The organism is uncultured Dialister sp. (genome assembly GCA_900314595.1).
Taxonomy (GTDB): domain Bacteria; phylum Bacillota; class Negativicutes; order Veillonellales; family Dialisteraceae; genus Dialister.
The window spans coordinates 26,668-41,890 of the sequence record OMVW01000003.1 but is presented as its reverse complement, the minus strand read 5'-3'; the positions used below and the strand labels follow the sequence as shown (position 1 = coordinate 41,890).

The 15,223-nt window shown below is 45.3% G+C and carries 16 protein-coding genes; 15 read left to right on the top strand and 1 reads right to left on the bottom strand.

Annotation, left to right across the window (positions count from 1 at the left end; translation table 11 throughout):
• The first annotated feature begins 4 nt into the window (after positions 1–4).
• The 7 genes from ligA (at position 5) to QZN42_RS02040 (ending at position 7,503) form a co-directional block, all read left to right on the top strand.
• Positions 5–2,011, top strand: a complete 2,007-nt coding sequence (gene ligA, locus QZN42_RS02070) for an NAD-dependent DNA ligase LigA (RefSeq protein WP_296954068.1) — start codon at positions 5–7, stop codon at positions 2,009–2,011.
• Positions 2,012–2,179: 168 nt separating this feature from the next.
• Positions 2,180–2,464: an Asp-tRNA(Asn)/Glu-tRNA(Gln) amidotransferase subunit GatC gene (gene gatC, locus QZN42_RS02065; protein WP_296954067.1), complete on the top strand. Its 285-nt coding sequence runs from the start codon at positions 2,180–2,182 to the stop codon at positions 2,462–2,464.
• 12 nt (positions 2,465–2,476) lie between these two features.
• Complete coding sequence (gatA, locus tag QZN42_RS02060) at positions 2,477–3,934, top strand: Asp-tRNA(Asn)/Glu-tRNA(Gln) amidotransferase subunit GatA (RefSeq protein WP_296954066.1); 1,458 nt, start codon at positions 2,477–2,479, stop codon at positions 3,932–3,934.
• Positions 3,931–5,376: an Asp-tRNA(Asn)/Glu-tRNA(Gln) amidotransferase subunit GatB gene (gatB, locus tag QZN42_RS02055; protein WP_296954065.1), complete on the top strand. Its 1,446-nt coding sequence runs from the start codon at positions 3,931–3,933 to the stop codon at positions 5,374–5,376. The genes gatA and gatB overlap by 4 nt, the downstream gene beginning before the upstream one ends.
• Before the next feature lie 50 nt (positions 5,377–5,426).
• On the top strand, positions 5,427–5,723 hold the full coding sequence (locus QZN42_RS02050) for a hypothetical protein (RefSeq protein ID WP_296954064.1): 297 nt from the start codon (positions 5,427–5,429) through the stop codon (positions 5,721–5,723).
• A gap of 246 nt (positions 5,724–5,969) precedes the next feature.
• Complete coding sequence (gene glpX, locus QZN42_RS02045; protein WP_296954063.1) at positions 5,970–6,935, top strand: class II fructose-bisphosphatase; 966 nt, start codon at positions 5,970–5,972, stop codon at positions 6,933–6,935.
• Between the two features lie 142 nt (positions 6,936–7,077).
• On the top strand, positions 7,078–7,503 hold the full coding sequence (locus QZN42_RS02040; RefSeq protein ID WP_296954062.1) for a peptidylprolyl isomerase: 426 nt from the start codon (positions 7,078–7,080) through the stop codon (positions 7,501–7,503).
• 92 nt (positions 7,504–7,595) lie between these two features.
• Here the strand turns inward: QZN42_RS02040 and rbr are convergent, their stop codons facing one another.
• Positions 7,596–8,168 (bottom strand): rubrerythrin, encoded by a 573-nt coding sequence (gene rbr, locus QZN42_RS02035; protein WP_296954061.1) that lies wholly within the window; start codon positions 8,166–8,168, stop codon positions 7,596–7,598.
• A gap of 369 nt (positions 8,169–8,537) precedes the next feature.
• Between rbr and QZN42_RS02030 the strand changes: the two genes are divergently transcribed.
• The 8 genes from QZN42_RS02030 (at position 8,538) to hemC (ending at position 15,220) form a co-directional block, all read left to right on the top strand.
• The gene (locus QZN42_RS02030) at positions 8,538–9,164 is read left to right on the top strand and encodes a DUF47 domain-containing protein (RefSeq protein ID WP_296954060.1); all 627 of its coding nucleotides are present in this window, start codon (positions 8,538–8,540) and stop codon (positions 9,162–9,164) included.
• A complete protein-coding gene (locus QZN42_RS02025) occupies positions 9,157–10,152 on the top strand; it encodes an inorganic phosphate transporter (RefSeq protein WP_296954059.1) in 996 nt (331 codons plus the stop codon). Before QZN42_RS02030 ends, QZN42_RS02025 begins: the two co-directional genes overlap by 8 nt.
• A 130-nt stretch (positions 10,153–10,282) precedes the next feature.
• Positions 10,283–11,143 carry a ribosome biogenesis GTPase YlqF gene (gene ylqF, locus QZN42_RS02020; protein ID WP_296954058.1) on the top strand — a complete coding sequence of 287 codons (861 nt, stop codon included), beginning with the start codon at positions 10,283–10,285 and terminating at the stop codon, positions 11,141–11,143.
• On the top strand, positions 11,140–11,907 hold the full coding sequence (locus tag QZN42_RS02015; protein ID WP_296954057.1) for a ribonuclease HII: 768 nt from the start codon (positions 11,140–11,142) through the stop codon (positions 11,905–11,907). The genes ylqF and QZN42_RS02015 overlap by 4 nt, the downstream gene beginning before the upstream one ends.
• 15 nt (positions 11,908–11,922) lie before the next feature.
• Complete coding sequence (locus QZN42_RS02010) at positions 11,923–12,198, top strand: metal-sensing transcriptional repressor (RefSeq protein ID WP_296954056.1); 276 nt, start codon at positions 11,923–11,925, stop codon at positions 12,196–12,198.
• 212 nt (positions 12,199–12,410) lie between these two features.
• Positions 12,411–13,049 carry a bifunctional precorrin-2 dehydrogenase/sirohydrochlorin ferrochelatase gene (locus QZN42_RS02005; RefSeq protein ID WP_296954055.1) on the top strand — a complete coding sequence of 213 codons (639 nt, stop codon included), beginning with the start codon at positions 12,411–12,413 and terminating at the stop codon, positions 13,047–13,049.
• Positions 13,018–14,301 carry a glutamyl-tRNA reductase gene (hemA, locus tag QZN42_RS02000; RefSeq protein ID WP_296954054.1) on the top strand — a complete coding sequence of 428 codons (1,284 nt, stop codon included), beginning with the start codon at positions 13,018–13,020 and terminating at the stop codon, positions 14,299–14,301. Before QZN42_RS02005 ends, hemA begins: the two co-directional genes overlap by 32 nt.
• A complete protein-coding gene (gene hemC, locus QZN42_RS01995) occupies positions 14,291–15,220 on the top strand; it encodes a hydroxymethylbilane synthase (RefSeq protein ID WP_296954053.1) in 930 nt (309 codons plus the stop codon). The genes hemA and hemC overlap by 11 nt, the downstream gene beginning before the upstream one ends.
• Positions 15,221–15,223: the final 3 nt, after the last annotated feature.

Here is a 15,223-nt window from a genome sequence, read left to right as displayed (position 1 = left end):
AGCTATGGTACCGGAAGAAATCAGACAAAAAGTAGAGGCACTTCGAAAAGAAATCCGTCATCACAGCTATTTATACTACGTAAAAGATTCCCCGGAAATTTCGGATTATGAATTCGATCATATGTATCGTGCTTTGGTAGATCTGGAAAAGGAATATCCGGAAGTAGTGACACCCGATTCACCCACTCAGCGGGTTGGTGGCAAGGCTTCTGATGATTTCCGTAAAGTACGTTTTAGAAAACCTATGCTCAGCCTTGCCAATGCTTTCAGTGCCGATGAACTCCGGGATTTTGACCGGAGGGTCAGAGAAGGTCTGGGTACAGATAAGGTAGAATACATTACAGAACTAAAAATTGATGGTCTTTCCATGAACCTCATTTATGAAAACGGCCGACTGGTACAGGGGCTGACCCGGGGTGATGGCAGAGTGGGAGAAGATGTGACAGCCAACGTGAAGACTATTCATACCATTCCTCTGTATATTGAAAATGCGCCGCCCTACATGGAAGTACGGGGCGAAGTGTACATGCCAAGGAAAAGCTTCATCGCTCTTAATGAAGAAAGGGATGAGGCGGGAATCATGCCTTTTGCCAACTGCCGTAATGCGGCGGCTGGATCGCTCCGCCAGCTGGATCCCCATGTGACGGCAGCAAGAAATCTTGCCTTTTTTGCCTATGCTCTTGGTGATATCCAGGGATTGGAAATTCATTCCCAGGAAGAACTTCTGAAACAGCTGGAAATATTCCATTTCCAGGTGAACCCCAATTACAGGAAATGGGATTCCATCGAAGGCGTTATTGGCGGCGTGAATGAATGGGAACTGAAACGCCATGATCTGGGGTATGATACTGATGGCATGGTCATCAAAGTGAACGATTTTGCCCAGCAGAGCAGCCTTGGTGCCACAGTGAAAGATCCGAAATGGGCCATGGCCTATAAATATCCTCCAGAAGAAGCGGAAACGACAGTAGAGAGAATTATTGTCACTATGGGCCGTACCGGTGTACTTACTCCCTCGGCAGACCTTGCACCTGTTCACCTGGCCGGCACGACGGTAAAGAGAGCGACCCTTCACAATATGGATTTCATCCATGAAAAAGATATACGGGTAGGAGACCACGTTATTATCTACAAGGCAGGGGAGATTATTCCGGAAATTTCCAAAGTCCTTACTGATAAACGAACAGGGAAAGAAGAAATATTTGAAATGCCTGATACCTGTCCTATTTGCGGAGATCCGGTACAGCGGATAGAAGGTGAGGCTGCCTATCGCTGTGTAAACCCTGAATGCGGAGGTGTGGTGCGTGAAAAGCTCATTCATTTCTCCTCCCGTGATGCCATGGATATCGAAGGAATGGGACCATCGGTGGTTGACAGCCTTCTGGCAGCTCATCTGGTGAATGATCCCGGTGATTTCTATACACTGAAGCAGGAAGATATAGAAGGTATAGAAAGAATGGGTGAAAAAAGTGCCTCCAATCTGGTCGCTGCCATAGCTGACAGCAAGGGAAGGGGACTGGCGAAGCTGCTTTTCGGCCTCGGCGTCCGTTTCCTCGGAGCCAAAGGGGCTGAACTCATAGCTCACCGGTTCCGCACACTGGACAGAGTGATTGCTGCCGGTGTCGATGAAATTCAGGAAACGGAAGGAATCGGCAAAGTCATAGCAGGCAGTCTTTATGATTACCTTCATGACGTGAAGAACCTGACCATTATCAATAAACTGAAAAATGCAGGTGTCCTCATGGAAGAAGTTGTTCAGGAAACGGAAGGACGGGCTTTTGAGGGAGAAATGGTCGTTCTTACCGGCAAACTTTCTTCTATGGGAAGAAGGGAAGCAGGAGATATCATTAAACGACAGGGAGGAGATGTCCAGTCGTCTGTAACTAATAAAACCACTCTGGTAGTAGCTGGCGAAGATGCGGGCAGTAAGCTGGAAAAAGCGAGAGCCAAAGGAATTACTGTTATTGATGAAGAAACTTTCCTTGCCAGGGCAGGGGTACCCCGGCAGTGAGTAACGCTTAAGATCCCGGCAGATGGAATCTGCCGGGATTTTGCGATGAATCTTTTCATCGATGACAGGGATGAATTATTTCCGCTCTTGTCTTTTACGCCGCTTTATAAGGTGTGATATAATTGATACGGATTTTCTTTATTAACAATAAGATAAGGAAGTGTATCTATGAAAATTACCACCGAAGAAGCAAAAAAGATTGCGCTCCTTTCCCGCCTGGAATTCTCACCGGAAGATCTGGAGAAGATGCGCGATTCCATGAACAGCATCCTGACCTATATGGAAGAACTGAACCAGTATGACACCAGCGATGTACCGCCTACAGTTCATGCTGTCGAACAGTACAATGTCATGCGTGAGGATGAACCGCATACATCTTTTACCAATGAAGAAGCACTGCAGAATGCGCCGGACAGTGAAGATGGCTATTTCAAGGTGCCGAAAATTATTTAAGGAGGAAGAGCAGTGAAATATACCATTCATGATCTCCATGAACAGCTGGTAAAGAAGGAAATCTCCGCTGTTGAACTGACGAAGAAAATCATTGCTCACAGGGACAGTGTGGAAGGCGAGATCCATGCCTACCTGTCCACCAGTGATGAGTCCGCATTGAATGCGGCTGCCCTTGTGGATGAAAAGATTGCAAGAGGAGAAGAAATTTCCGATATGGCCGGGATCCCCGGTGCCATTAAGGACAATATGTGCATTAAAGGACAGACCTGTACAGCTGCATCCAAAATGCTGGAAAAGTGGGTATCTCCCTATGATGCGACTGTCATTGAAAGACTGAAAAAAGAGGACTATGTATCTCTAGGCAAAACGAATCTGGATGAATTTGCTATGGGTTCTTCCACCGAGCGATCTGCCTTTGGACCTTCCCGCAATCCCTGGAATACCGAATACGTTCCCGGCGGCTCCTCCGGCGGCTCCGCTGCAGCCGTTGCCGCTAATGAAGCCATTTGGTCCCTGGGCTCCGATACGGGCGGATCGATTCGTCAGCCTGCATCCTTCAATGGTATCGTTGGACTGAAACCGACTTACGGCCTTGTTTCCCGTTATGGACTTCTGGCTTTCGCTTCCTCCCTGGACCAGATCGGGCCTCTTGTCAAAGATGTGACCGATGCGGCTATTGTTCTTAATGCTATTGCTGGCCATGATGAAAGAGATTCTACTTCTATCCCGCTGGAAAAGAAGGACTATAAGAAAGCCCTGATCCGCGACGTAAAGGGAATGAAAATTGGTGTACCGAAGGAATTTTTCGGTAAAGGGATCAAAGAAGAAACAAAAGAAGCCATTCATGAGGCCTTTTCTTTCTATGAAAAAGAAGGCGCTGAAATCGTAGATGTTTCTATTCCACACATCAATAGTGGTGTTTCTGTTTACTATATTATTGCTCCGGCAGAAGCCAGCTCTAACCTGGCCCGTTATGATGGCGTAAGTTATGGTTTCCGCGCAGAAGGCAAAGATATCATCGATATGTACATCAAGACAAGAAGTCAGGGCTTTGGTGAAGAAGTTAAACGCCGTATCATGCTCGGCAACTATGTTCTTTCTGCCGGCTACTATGATGCTTACTACCTGAAAGCACTGAAAGTCCGTACCCTCCTGAAGCAGGAATTTGATGAAGCTTTCAAAAAATGTGATGTCATTGCAGCTCCTTCCGCATCTGGTACCTCTTTCAAATTCGGTGCCTTTTCCGATCCCCTGTCCCTGTATATGGAAGATATCTGCACAGTCCCGGTCAACCTGATTGGTGCTCCATCCATAAGCATCCCGGTGGGATTCAAAGATGGAATGCCTCTGGGCATGCAGCTAATTGGAAAGACGCTGGGTGAAGAAACTATTCTTCAGGCAGCTTACACCTTTGAACAGGCTCATCCTGAATTGACTAAGACAGCGCCAAAAGGAGAAATCAAGGAATGAAATACGAAGCAGTCATCGGTCTTGAAGTCCATACGGAACTTCAGACAAAAACGAAAATTTTCTGCAGCTGCAAGACATCCTTCGGTGCAGATCCTAATACCAATGTATGCCCGGTATGTCTGGGCCTTCCCGGTGTCCTTCCCGTACTGAACAAAAAAGTACTGGAATATGCAGTACGGGCAGGTCTTGCTCTCAACTGTGAAATATCCCGGTTCAGTAAATTTGACCGTAAAAATTATTATTATCCGGACCTTCCGAAGAACTTCCAGACTTCCCAGTTTGATCTTCCCATCTGTGAACATGGATATCTGGATGTTGAAGTAGAAGGCAAAAAAAGGAGAATCCGCATTACCCGCGCCCATATGGAAGAAGATGCAGGTAAGCTTGTTCATCATGGTACATCAATTACGGATTCTGATTATTCTCTGGTTGATTATAACCGTACAGGCACGCCGCTTCTTGAAATCGTATCCGAGCCGGATATGCGTTCTGCAAAAGAAGCAGTGGCTTATATGGAAAAGATGCGTGCTATCCTCCAATATGTAGGCATTTCCGATTGCCGGATGGAAGAGGGGAGCCTTCGCTGTGATGCCAATGTGTCTGTCCGCCCGGTAGGTCAGAAAGAACTGGGCACCAAGACAGAAATTAAGAATATCAACTCCTTCAAGGGTGTTGAAAGGGCTATTGAATACGAAGCCATGCGCCAGGCAGAACTTCTGGAAGATGGCGGTAAAGTAGTTCAGGAAACCCGCACCTGGGATGAAAAAGAAGGGGTTACCAAGAGCATGCGTACCAAGGAAGAAGCCAATGACTATCGTTACTTCCCGGAACCGGATCTTGTGCCCTTTACCGTCAGTGATGAATATATCGAAAACATTCGCAAGTCTCTTCCGGAACTTCCAGATGCGCGGAAAGAACGATATATGAAAGAATTCGGACTTTCCTCAGAAGATGCCGTATTTATGACCAATGACAAGGCAACAGCCGACTATTTTGAAGCCATGGTGGCAGCCGGTGCAGATCCCAAAGCAGCTGTCAACTGGCTCATGGGTGAATTTGCATCCCAGCTTTCTCTGGATGGCATTGAGATTTCCAAAGCCCCGGTAACGGCAGAAAACCTTTCCGGTCTTCTGAAACTTATTACTAAAGGCACCATTTCCGGGAAGATTGCAAAGAAAGTATTTGCTACCATGTGGAAAGAGGGAGGCAAAGCAGAAGATATCGTTAAAGCCCAGGGACTGGTACAGATTTCTGATACTGGTGCTCTTCAGGCACTTGTCGACAAGGTGGTCAACGAAAACCCGAAGGCCGTGGAAGACTTCAAGGCTGGTAAGAAAAAGGCTGTAGGCGCTCTGGTAGGCCAGATTATGAAAGCTACCAAAGGTAAAGCCAACCCGAGAGTCATCAATGAACTTTTGAACAAGAAACTCAAATCCTTATGAGCGAACCGGTAAAAGATGAGTATACGGAGGTTCAGGAAGAACCCCGCCCTATGTCTGAAGATGATGTCAGGGGTTATCATGGACTTACCCTGAACGACAAGGGGGAAGAAGAACGGACGGGCTCAGGAGGCGACGGCGATATCCATATGGGAAATATCCATGTACACATGGTTAATCTGGAATCCCTCCCTTTATGGAAAAAAGTGGTTTTGGGCTTGATCTGCGTGTGCGCAATTGTTGTTTTTCTTGTATTTGCCGTGGCGGCTGCCTGGGTATTTGCCATCGGGGGCGCCGTGGTTTTCGTGGCAGGAATCATTCTCTATTTCTTAAGAAAATATATTTTATAGAAAAAGCCTCTCCGAATGGAGAGGCTTTACTGCTTACTGCTTTATGATTGCAATTTCCTTAAAAAGGTTGCTGCAAAGAGAATGGGAAAGTCAGGATATGCTTGCCGGATTTATATTTCCAATCCCTTTTATCCGGGCTGGAAATTTTTGCATGGAAAATATAAATGGTATACTCCATTTTAACTTTGAATGTGATACAATAAGGACAACTGTGAAAGAGAAAGTGTACTATATTGGAGGTATACAATGAACAGACAACTTTCTATGGAATTTGTAAGAATTACCGAACAGGCTGCCCTTCTGAGCGGTCGTCTCATGGGTGTTGGCGACAAAGAAGGCGCAGACCAGGCTGCCGTTGACGGGATGCATCAGCAGTTCGCAAAGACTCCTGTATCCGGAACCGTGGTAATCGGTGAAGGCGAAATCGATGAAGCACCGATGCTTTATATCGGTGAACATGTGGGCGCAGGCGGAGAAGAAGTGGATATCGCAGTGGATCCCGTGGAAGGGACAAATCTGGTAGCCAAAGGACAGAATGGCGCCATTGCCGTACTGGCTATCGCCCCAAAAGGCTGCCTTCTTCATGCACCGGATATGTATATGCAGAAAATCTGTGTAGGCCCGAGAGCCAAAGGCAGAATCGATATCAATGCTTCCGTAACGGAAAACTTGAAAAATGTGGCGGATGCCATGAATCGTGAAATTTCCGATTTGACCGTTGTCATCCTTGACCGCGAAAGACATGAAGGCATCATCCGAGAAGCCAGAGCTGCCGGAGCCAGAATCCGTCTTATTACTGATGGCGATGTAGTTCCATCCATTGACTGCGGTATCCAGGGTAGCGGCATTCATATGGTCCTGGGTTCCGGCGGTGCTCCGGAAGGCGTTCTTTCCGCAGTGGGTCTTAAGTGTCTTGGCGGTGATATGCAGGCAAAACTGCTGCCCCATACGGATGAAGAACTGAGAAGACTTCATGAAATGGGTATTGACGATCCAAACAAGGTTCTTACCCTTGATGATCTGGTTAAAGGGGATGACTGCATTTTCTCTGAAACTGCCATTACTGACTGCGCAATGCTTCGCGGTGTCCGCTACTTTGGGGGCGGCGCAAGGACATCCACCCTGGTACTGCGCTACAAGACCGGAACTGTAAGATTTGTTGATACCATCCATCGTTTCGGAGATCCGAGACCGGCAGTCCGTCTGTCCTGATATTTCAATCATTGTACCAAAAAAACCGGCTTCTTTATGAGGCCGGTTTTGATTTGCATGAAAGAGTCATGCTTTTCAAAGTTCTTCTGCCATAGTATAATATAAGAGCTTTTAACTGTAAATTGGAAATGGAGCGTTGATTATGAGCAATCTGAACAAGAAATGCCGGGTTCACTATGAAGGGACATTTAACGATGGGACGAAATTTGATTCTTCCTATGACAGGGGACAGCCGCTGGAATTTACCTGTGGTGCCGGTCAGATGATCAAAGGCTTTGATGCAGCAGTGGTGGATATGAAGGTGGGGGAAATCAAAAATGTCCACCTCATGCCGGAAGAAGCCTATGGAATGCCGGATCCAAGAAATATTTTCACTATCGGCTTAAAGCAACTGCCCGGATCTGAGGAGCTATCTGTCGGTGCCCGAGTCATGCTGACAGGACCTATGGGACGATTTCCGGTCACAGTGACAGAAAAAACAGACACAACCATTACCTTTGATGCTAACAGTGAAATGGCAGGGAAAGAACTGAATTTCAAAATTGAACTCGTCTCTGTGGAAGACTGATTTTCAAAAGCCCTTTTCTACCTGGAAAGGGGATTTGTGCATCAAAAAACTCCCGAAACCGAATTGTTTCGGGAGTTTTTTGTTAAAAGAAATTAATAATTTTCGGCTTTAACAGCAAAGAAGCTTCTTGGATGGCCGCAGACAGGGCATTCTACCGGAGCTTCCACAGCTTCAACAGTGTAGCCGCAGTTAGCGCACATCCACAGTTTCTTTTCACCCTTCTTGAAGACCTGTTCGTTTTCCACATTTGCGAGCAGGAGTTTATAACGTTCTTCATGGGATTTTTCAATTTCCCCTACTTTTCTGAAGAGGAAGGCAATCTTCGGGAAACCTTCTTTTTCAGCAGTTTCAGCAAATTCCGGATACATGGAAGTCCATTCATCATGTTCGCCGGCAGCGGCTGCTTTCAGATTGGCTGCAGTGCCATTCTTCAGGTCACCGACGAGCCAGAACCAGATCTTGGCATGAGCTCTTTCATTAAGGGCGGTTTCTCTGAAAATATCAGCAATCTGACGGGAAATCTTCGGGTCTTTTTCCGCTTCGGCAGCAAAAAGGGTATACTTTACATGAGCCTGGGATTCACCGGCATAGGCAGCACGCAGATTTTTTTCGGTCTGTGTGCCGGCAACTTTTTTCATTTCTTCAACAAAGTTATCGTCGTACATAATAGTCCTCCTTTTAAAATAGCAGGAATAACAGCAGATATCAGAAAAAAATCTGCCCTACAAGTTCAGTATAAATTCTTTATCGATAAAAGTCAAATCAGTAAAACTCATAGCTTATTTGCATTTTCAGAAGAACATTAAAGGGAATTTATTATTTTTTGGAATGGGGTATAGGAAAATTTTTTAAACTACTTAAATGTATATTTTAAGAAAAAATATATTTATTTTATTCAAGAAATTGTAAAATAAAAGGCAGAGAACTGGATATATCTTGAAATAATTTATTGTAATTCGACAAACTTTACATAATTTTTACATATATGGGGTAACATGAAATAAACGGTATGCGTTCAAAAATGGAGGGTACCTATGTTTAGTCTTGTCAACAAGCATGAAGAATTTTTTGATTTTCTTGTTACTAATGCTGAATATTTCCATAAAGGTACGGTTCTTGCCAGGGATGTGCTTCAGGATCCGGCTAAACTGGAACGTTCAATAAAGGAAGTCAGGAATCTGGAACATTCTGCCGACGAAGTTACCCATAATATTTCTGCCAGAATGCGGCATGTATTTATTACACCGATAGACAGGGAGGATTTTTTCCTCCTGACTACAACCCTTGACGATTGCGTGGATGACATTCAGGATGTTGTTTTGAGCCTCAAATTGTATCATGCGGGGATTGGTTCCCGGATGGCCTTGCGTATGGCTGATATTCTTGTCAATATGTCATCTGAACTCATTGTGCTTTTTCGCCTTTTAAAGGAAATAGACAAGAATGAAACGGAAATAGGTGAAAGGGCTAGGAAACTCAATGCGCTGGAGAGTGAAGGAGATGAAGTGTATCGCAATACTATTTCTGCCCTTTTTGATGGTACCCATGAAGTAATGGAAATTATCCGCTGGAAGGAAATTATGGAGGCCATGGAGGAAACGGCCAACAGGGCGGAGAAGGTGGGAAATCTGATTAAAGAGGTGGTCATGAAATATGCCTGATCTGTACATTATCGCTTTTCTCATATGCCTTGCCCTATGTTTCGATTTTATAAATGGCTTTCATGATACGGCTAATGCCATAGCAACCTGTGTAGCTACCCGTGCGCTTAGCCCGAAAGTGGCCATCATTATGTCTGCTGTTCTGAATTTTGTGGGAGCCATGATTTCGACTGGGGTAGCCAAGACGATTGGCGGTGAAATCGTTACTTCTCCCCAGATGGTAGATTCGGTAGTGCTTTCGTCGGCTTTGGCATCAGCTATTATCTGGAATTTGTTCACCTGGCGTATTGGTATGCCCTCAAGTTCTTCTCACGCTCTCATTGGGGGTGTTATCGGTGCAGTTATCATTTCTTATGGTACCGGAGCTATTCATACAGCTGGGGTATTGACTATCGTCATAGGACTGGTTTGTTCACCGGTGTGTGCCCTTATTACAGGTTACATTATCATGACAATCCTGTATGTCCTTTTTCGAAACGTGGGCAAGTCCCGTGTCAATTATGTAGCTACTCATATTCAGATGGTTTCAGCAGCACTTATGGCTTTTTCTCATGGTTCTAATGATGCACAGAAATCAATGGGAATTATTACACTGGCTTTGCTTTCCGGTGGTTATATCAGTCAGCTGGAAGTGCCCTGGGAAGTTAAGGTTGCATGTGCTCTGGCTATGTCGCTTGGTACTTCTGTGGGCGGCTGGAAAATCATACGCACCGTGGGAAATAAGATTTTCCGAATGCAGCCTGTTAATGGACTGGCAGCTGACCTCAATTCTGCTATTACTATTTTCAGCGCGACCATGCTTCATCTACCCGTATCCACCACTCATGTTGTGACCGGTTCCATTATGGGTGTAGGCTGGGCAACGAGGTTTCGCGCAGTACACTGGAGTGTAGCCTATCAGATGGTTTCTGCCTGGATCATGACGATTCCCTGTACTGCTATAGTAGGTGCCGTAGTTTATCTCATTATTCGTCAAATTATTGGATAAATAAAAACCCGCAGGAAAGACTGCGGGTTTTATGGTCTGATACAGCTGTGTTCTTGTGAAATTGTTTTCTCTACCAGATATGGTACAATAGGATGTATAAATGAATCAAACAAGGCACAGGAGGTTAAAAATGCTTATTCAATGGTTCCCCGGTCACATGACAAAGACAAAAAGGATGATAGAAGCCCATCTGAAAGCTGTGGATGTGGTGGTGGAGCTCTTGGATGCCAGGATTCCTGCCTCCAGCGCCAATCCCATGGTTGGTGAACTGGTACAGGGAAAACCAAGAATTGTAATTTTGAATAAGGCGGATCTTGCAGACCCGAAGGAAACAGACAAATGGGTAAATTACTACAGAAAAAAGGAAATTCCGGTAGTCCCCATGAGTGTAGGAAACGCAAAAAATAAAAAGAAGCTTCTTGCTCTTATCCGCGAAACTGCCGCCCCGGTCCTTGACAAATGGCAAAGGCGAGGCCTAAAGTCCCGGTCTGTCCGTTTGATGATTCTTGGGATTCCAAATGTAGGGAAATCTTCGCTGATTAATTTTCTTGCCGGTACGTCAGCTACGAGAACTGCCAATACGCCCGGACATACTCGGGGCAAGCAATGGGTAAGGCTTTCTGAAGGACTTGATCTCCTTGATACTCCTGGAGTACTCTGGCCTAAGTTTGATGATCAGGTAGCAGCTCTTCGGCTGGCAGCTACCGGAGCTATAGCTGGTGATGTTTTTAATCCCGATGATGTGGTCCCGGCCCTACTCTCTTCTCTTGCAGAAATGGCACCGGATGCCTTAAAAAATATCTACAGGATTGAGGATGTTCATCAGGACCCGCAACTTTTGCTTGAAGCGGCAGGTCGGCGTCGTGGCTGTCTTCTGCCGGGCGGGGCTATTGACTATGACAGGGCCGAAGCATTGGTACTCCATGATTTCCGCAGTGGAAAGCTTGGAAGGATTACTTTGGACCCTCTGCCCTCGGAGGATGAGGAATGAAGATTGCAGAAATTCGTAACATATTAAAACAAGATGATGTTCCAGATGAGATAATGAAGGAAATCCTCTCTGACTCTCGTAAAGGCGTACAAATTCTTGTCGCGTCCTATATGAGGAAACTTGAAAGATTAAGCAGGGAACGACTTCGTGTTGAGTCTATGTACAAGACAGAAAGTGGATTTTATAAAAAAGGATTGAATTTGATAGCCGGCATAGATGAGGTGGGGAGAGGTCCGCTAGCCGGACCGGTTACAGTTGCAGCAGTGATTCTTAAACCCCATTGGTTTGCGGCCGGTCTTAATGACTCAAAGAAGGTAACACCGGCGCATCGAGAAGAACTTTCTAAAAAAATTCATGAAGAAGCAATAGATATTTCTATTTTCAGCCTTCCTCCCGAGGAAATTGATTCAGTAAATATTTATGAAGCTACCATGATGGCCATGTATCAGGCCGTAAAAAATTTAAGAGTAAAGCCTGAAGCAGTGATTGTGGACGCTATGCCCCTTCATTTTCCATTTCCTACAATATCTATGGTTCATGGTGATGCCAGGAGTGCCTCTGTCGCTGCTGCTTCTATTGTTGCGAAAGTGTACAGAGATCATCTGATGGATGAATATGATAAAGAATATCCTGGTTATGGGTTTGCCACGAATAAGGGCTATGGTACGGCAAAACATATCCATGCTCTGGAAGAACTTGGAGTGACTCCCATACACAGAAAAAGCTTTGAACCTGTGAAGAGTATGGTTCTTGGCAGATACTAGGAGGGAATAATAATCATGAGACAATGTATGGATGCGGAAAATCTCCATCGCCGTTTGAAGAAAATTGTTGGTCAGGTTCAGGCTATCGACAGGATGGTGGATGAAGATATACCGTGCGAGGATATTATTACGCAGGTCAATGCGGCCAAATCCGCTCTACATAAGGTGGGACAGATTATTCTGGAAGGCCACCTGCAGCATTGTGTGCGGGACGGTATCGAACAGGGAAATGCGGAGGAGACCATTGCCAAATTTGCTAAAGCTGTGGAAAGATTCTCTAATATAATTTAAAAGTTTAATAGTAATTCATCGACTATTTAAAAATGAATCAAAAAAATAGTGATGAGATTAAAAATAATTATTTTAAAATATAGTTTGATTAAAATTTCGGAAGTGACCATTAATTTTATTGTCACTTCCTTTTTTGAGTGTTACAATTTTAGAAATGGCAGATTATAAAATATAAATGCCATGTATTTTTGTTGTCCCGCGGAGGATTTTATTTGTATCCGGTCAATATCAAAATCAGGGATATGAGTTGTCTCGTTATCGGGGGCGGGCATATCGCTCTAAGAAAAGTCAATAAACTTCTTCAGGAAGGAGCAGCGGTAACAGTTTTGGCACCGGTTCTTTCAGAAGAACTTATGGAATTGTATCGAAAAAATTGTATTCATTGGAAGCAGACATTTTATCAGCCGGGAGATACGGAAGGGTATCATTTCGTAGTGACTGCCTGTGGAATCAGGGATGTGGCAGAGCAGGTACGGAAAGAGTCTTTAAGGAATTTTTTCCTGTATAATGGAGCCGATTTTCCCTCTCTTGGAAATTGCTCTCTGTCTGCCTGTTTTGAAAAGGGAGGAATCGGATTTGCCATTTCTACCAATGGCCGGTCTCCTGCCATGGCGAAATATATAAAAACATGGCTGGAAGATGAGATTCCTTCTTCTTTTGGTGCATGGCTTGACCGGGTGAGCGTGATCCGGGAAGAGCTTCCGGATGAACTTTCATCCAGCCGGGTGAGGGAATGCTTCTGGCATTCCGTTTTCAGTGACCAGGTCATGAATCTGGTCCTTTCAGGGAATTTGGACGAGGCAGAGGAGTGTGTACGTCATGCAATTGGTCGTTTTAGGACTGAATCATAAAACTGTTTCCGTAGATATCCGGGAACAGTTTGCCATTTCCGAGGAAAGCGCAAGGAGCGGACTTCACCATCTTGATGAACAGAATGGAATTCAGGAGGCAGTGGTTCTATCAACCTGTAACAGGACTGAAATTTACGCAGTCCTGAAAGATAAATCTTCAAAGAAAACTCTGGAAAAATTCTTTCTCGCGCTTTCCGGAAACAATGAAGCGAAAAAAGAATATTTCTTTTATTTCGAAGGAGAAGAATGCATCCGTCATCTTTTTGAGGTGGCATCCGGTCTTGATTCCATGGTGATTGGCGAAAGCCAGATTTTGAACCAGATTAAGACAGCTTATACCATGGCCCTTTCCGAGAAAGCGACAAAGACTATTCTGAATACTCTTTTCCACAGGGCAATCACTACCGGGAAAAGAGTCCGTACGGAAACCCGTATTTCTTACAGCGCCGTTTCTGTCAGCTATGCGGCAGTAAAATTGGCAGAAAAGATTCTTGGTAGTCTTTCTGAAAAAACGGCCATGGTTTTTGGTGCCGGTGAGGCTGCGGAGCTTCTGGTGAAAAATCTTCAGGGGAAAGGCCTGAAAAAAGTGATCGTAACGAACCGGCATTTGGACAAGGCAGAGGAACTTGCAAAGAAAATTGATGGAGAAGCTGTACCGTTCTCAAATGCCCTTTCTCATGCGGATGAGGTGGATATCATGGTCACTGCAACCGGCGCTTCCCAGTATATTGTGAAAGCCTGGGATGTGCGTAATCTGATGATGCGCCGGGGGACAAAGCCGCTTGTCGCTATCGATATCGCAGTTCCCTGCGACATTGAACCGGAAGTAGGTAATATCAAAAATGTTACTCTCTATAATATCGACCATCTGCAGGAAATCGTGGCGAATAATATCCGCTTCCGAAAAGAAGAGGCAGAGAGGGCAAAAGTTATCGTGGAAGAGGAAATCAAGTCCATTGAAGACCGTTTCCGCTATTTAAGTACAAGGCCTGTCATGGTTTCTCTTTCTGATAAGGCAGAAGAAATCCGGCAGCGTGAACTGCGCCGGGGCCTCTCCAAAATCGAAGGTCTGACCGATGAGGACATTCGGGTGCTTTCTCATATGACCCATATGATCGTACGCAAAATTTTAAGGGAACCCATGATTCAGCTCAATGAGTTCGCAGGAACTGAATGGGAATCTAGGGATAAGAAAGCTGTAGCCCGTCTCTTTAAACTGGATGTCAGAAAGGAGCAGGAACTTGAAAAATAAAATTATCATCGCTACCCGGGAAAGCCTTCTTGCACTCTGGCAGGCCAATTATGTGGCTAACCGCCTCAGAGAACAGTATCCTTCCCTTCAGGTTGAACTTCTTCCAGTAACTACGAAAGGAGATCAGATACTGGACCGTCCACTTGTGGAAATTGGTGGCAAAGGCCTTTTTATAAAGGAATTAGAAGTTATTCTTCTGGAAGGGAAAGCAGATATAGCCGTTCATTCTCTGAAAGATATGACGGCAGCCTGCCCGAAAGGCCTTTCTATTGCCGCTGTAACTGACCGAGAAGACCCGAGAGATGCTTTTGTTTCAAATACTTATAAATCCCTGAATGACCTGCCGCTTCATGCCTGTGTGGGAACATCCAGTCTCCGTCGTCAGGCGCAGCTTCTTCACTGGAGAAATGACCTTGATGTGCGTTCTCTTCGCGGAAATGTGCAGACCCGCCTCCGCCATCTGGATGAAGGAGATTTTGATGCAGTGATTCTGGCTGCAGCCGGGCTGAAACGGCTGGGGCTGGGCGACCGGATTACTTCATATATTTCCACAGATGACAGTATTCCTGCTGCCGGCCAAGGAGTTATGGCTATCGAAGCAAGGTCTTCTGATCAGGATACACTGGATCTGATTTCGTTCCTTCATAACAGGGAAGCGGCTTCCTGTATCCAGGCTGAACGGGCTTTTCTTGCGAAAGTGGGCGGTGACTGTAAAGTGCCTGCCGGGATTTATGCCATACCGTCAAAGGGCAAGAAGATAAAGTTGGAAGCTTTCATCGCATCCCCTGATGGAGAAAAACTGTACCGCAGTGAAATGACAGGAACCATTGAAAATGCCGAAAAACTTGGGAGCTCTATTGCCGAAAAACTTCTGGATGAAGGCGGGCGGAGAATTCTGGAATTGCTTCAGAAAATCTGATTG

Coding starts and splice junctions, on each gene's coding strand:
- ligA (WP_296954068.1), top strand. CDS start 5: ATGGTACCGGAAGAAATCAGACAAAAAGTAGAGGCACTTCGAAAAGAA.
- gatC (WP_296954067.1), top strand. CDS start 2,180: ATGAAAATTACCACCGAAGAAGCAAAAAAGATTGCGCTCCTTTCCCGC.
- gatB (WP_296954065.1), top strand. CDS start 3,931: ATGAAATACGAAGCAGTCATCGGTCTTGAAGTCCATACGGAACTTCAG.
- QZN42_RS02050 (WP_296954064.1), top strand. CDS start 5,427: ATGTCTGAAGATGATGTCAGGGGTTATCATGGACTTACCCTGAACGAC.
- glpX (WP_296954063.1), top strand. CDS start 5,970: ATGAACAGACAACTTTCTATGGAATTTGTAAGAATTACCGAACAGGCT.
- QZN42_RS02040 (WP_296954062.1), top strand. CDS start 7,078: ATGAGCAATCTGAACAAGAAATGCCGGGTTCACTATGAAGGGACATTT.
- rbr (WP_296954061.1), bottom strand. CDS start 8,168: ATGTACGACGATAACTTTGTTGAAGAAATGAAAAAAGTTGCCGGCACA.
- QZN42_RS02030 (WP_296954060.1), top strand. CDS start 8,538: ATGTTTAGTCTTGTCAACAAGCATGAAGAATTTTTTGATTTTCTTGTT.
- QZN42_RS02025 (WP_296954059.1), top strand. CDS start 9,157: ATGCCTGATCTGTACATTATCGCTTTTCTCATATGCCTTGCCCTATGT.
- ylqF (WP_296954058.1), top strand. CDS start 10,283: ATGCTTATTCAATGGTTCCCCGGTCACATGACAAAGACAAAAAGGATG.
- QZN42_RS02015 (WP_296954057.1), top strand. CDS start 11,140: ATGAAGATTGCAGAAATTCGTAACATATTAAAACAAGATGATGTTCCA.
- QZN42_RS02010 (WP_296954056.1), top strand. CDS start 11,923: ATGAGACAATGTATGGATGCGGAAAATCTCCATCGCCGTTTGAAGAAA.
- hemA (WP_296954054.1), top strand. CDS start 13,018: ATGCAATTGGTCGTTTTAGGACTGAATCATAAAACTGTTTCCGTAGAT.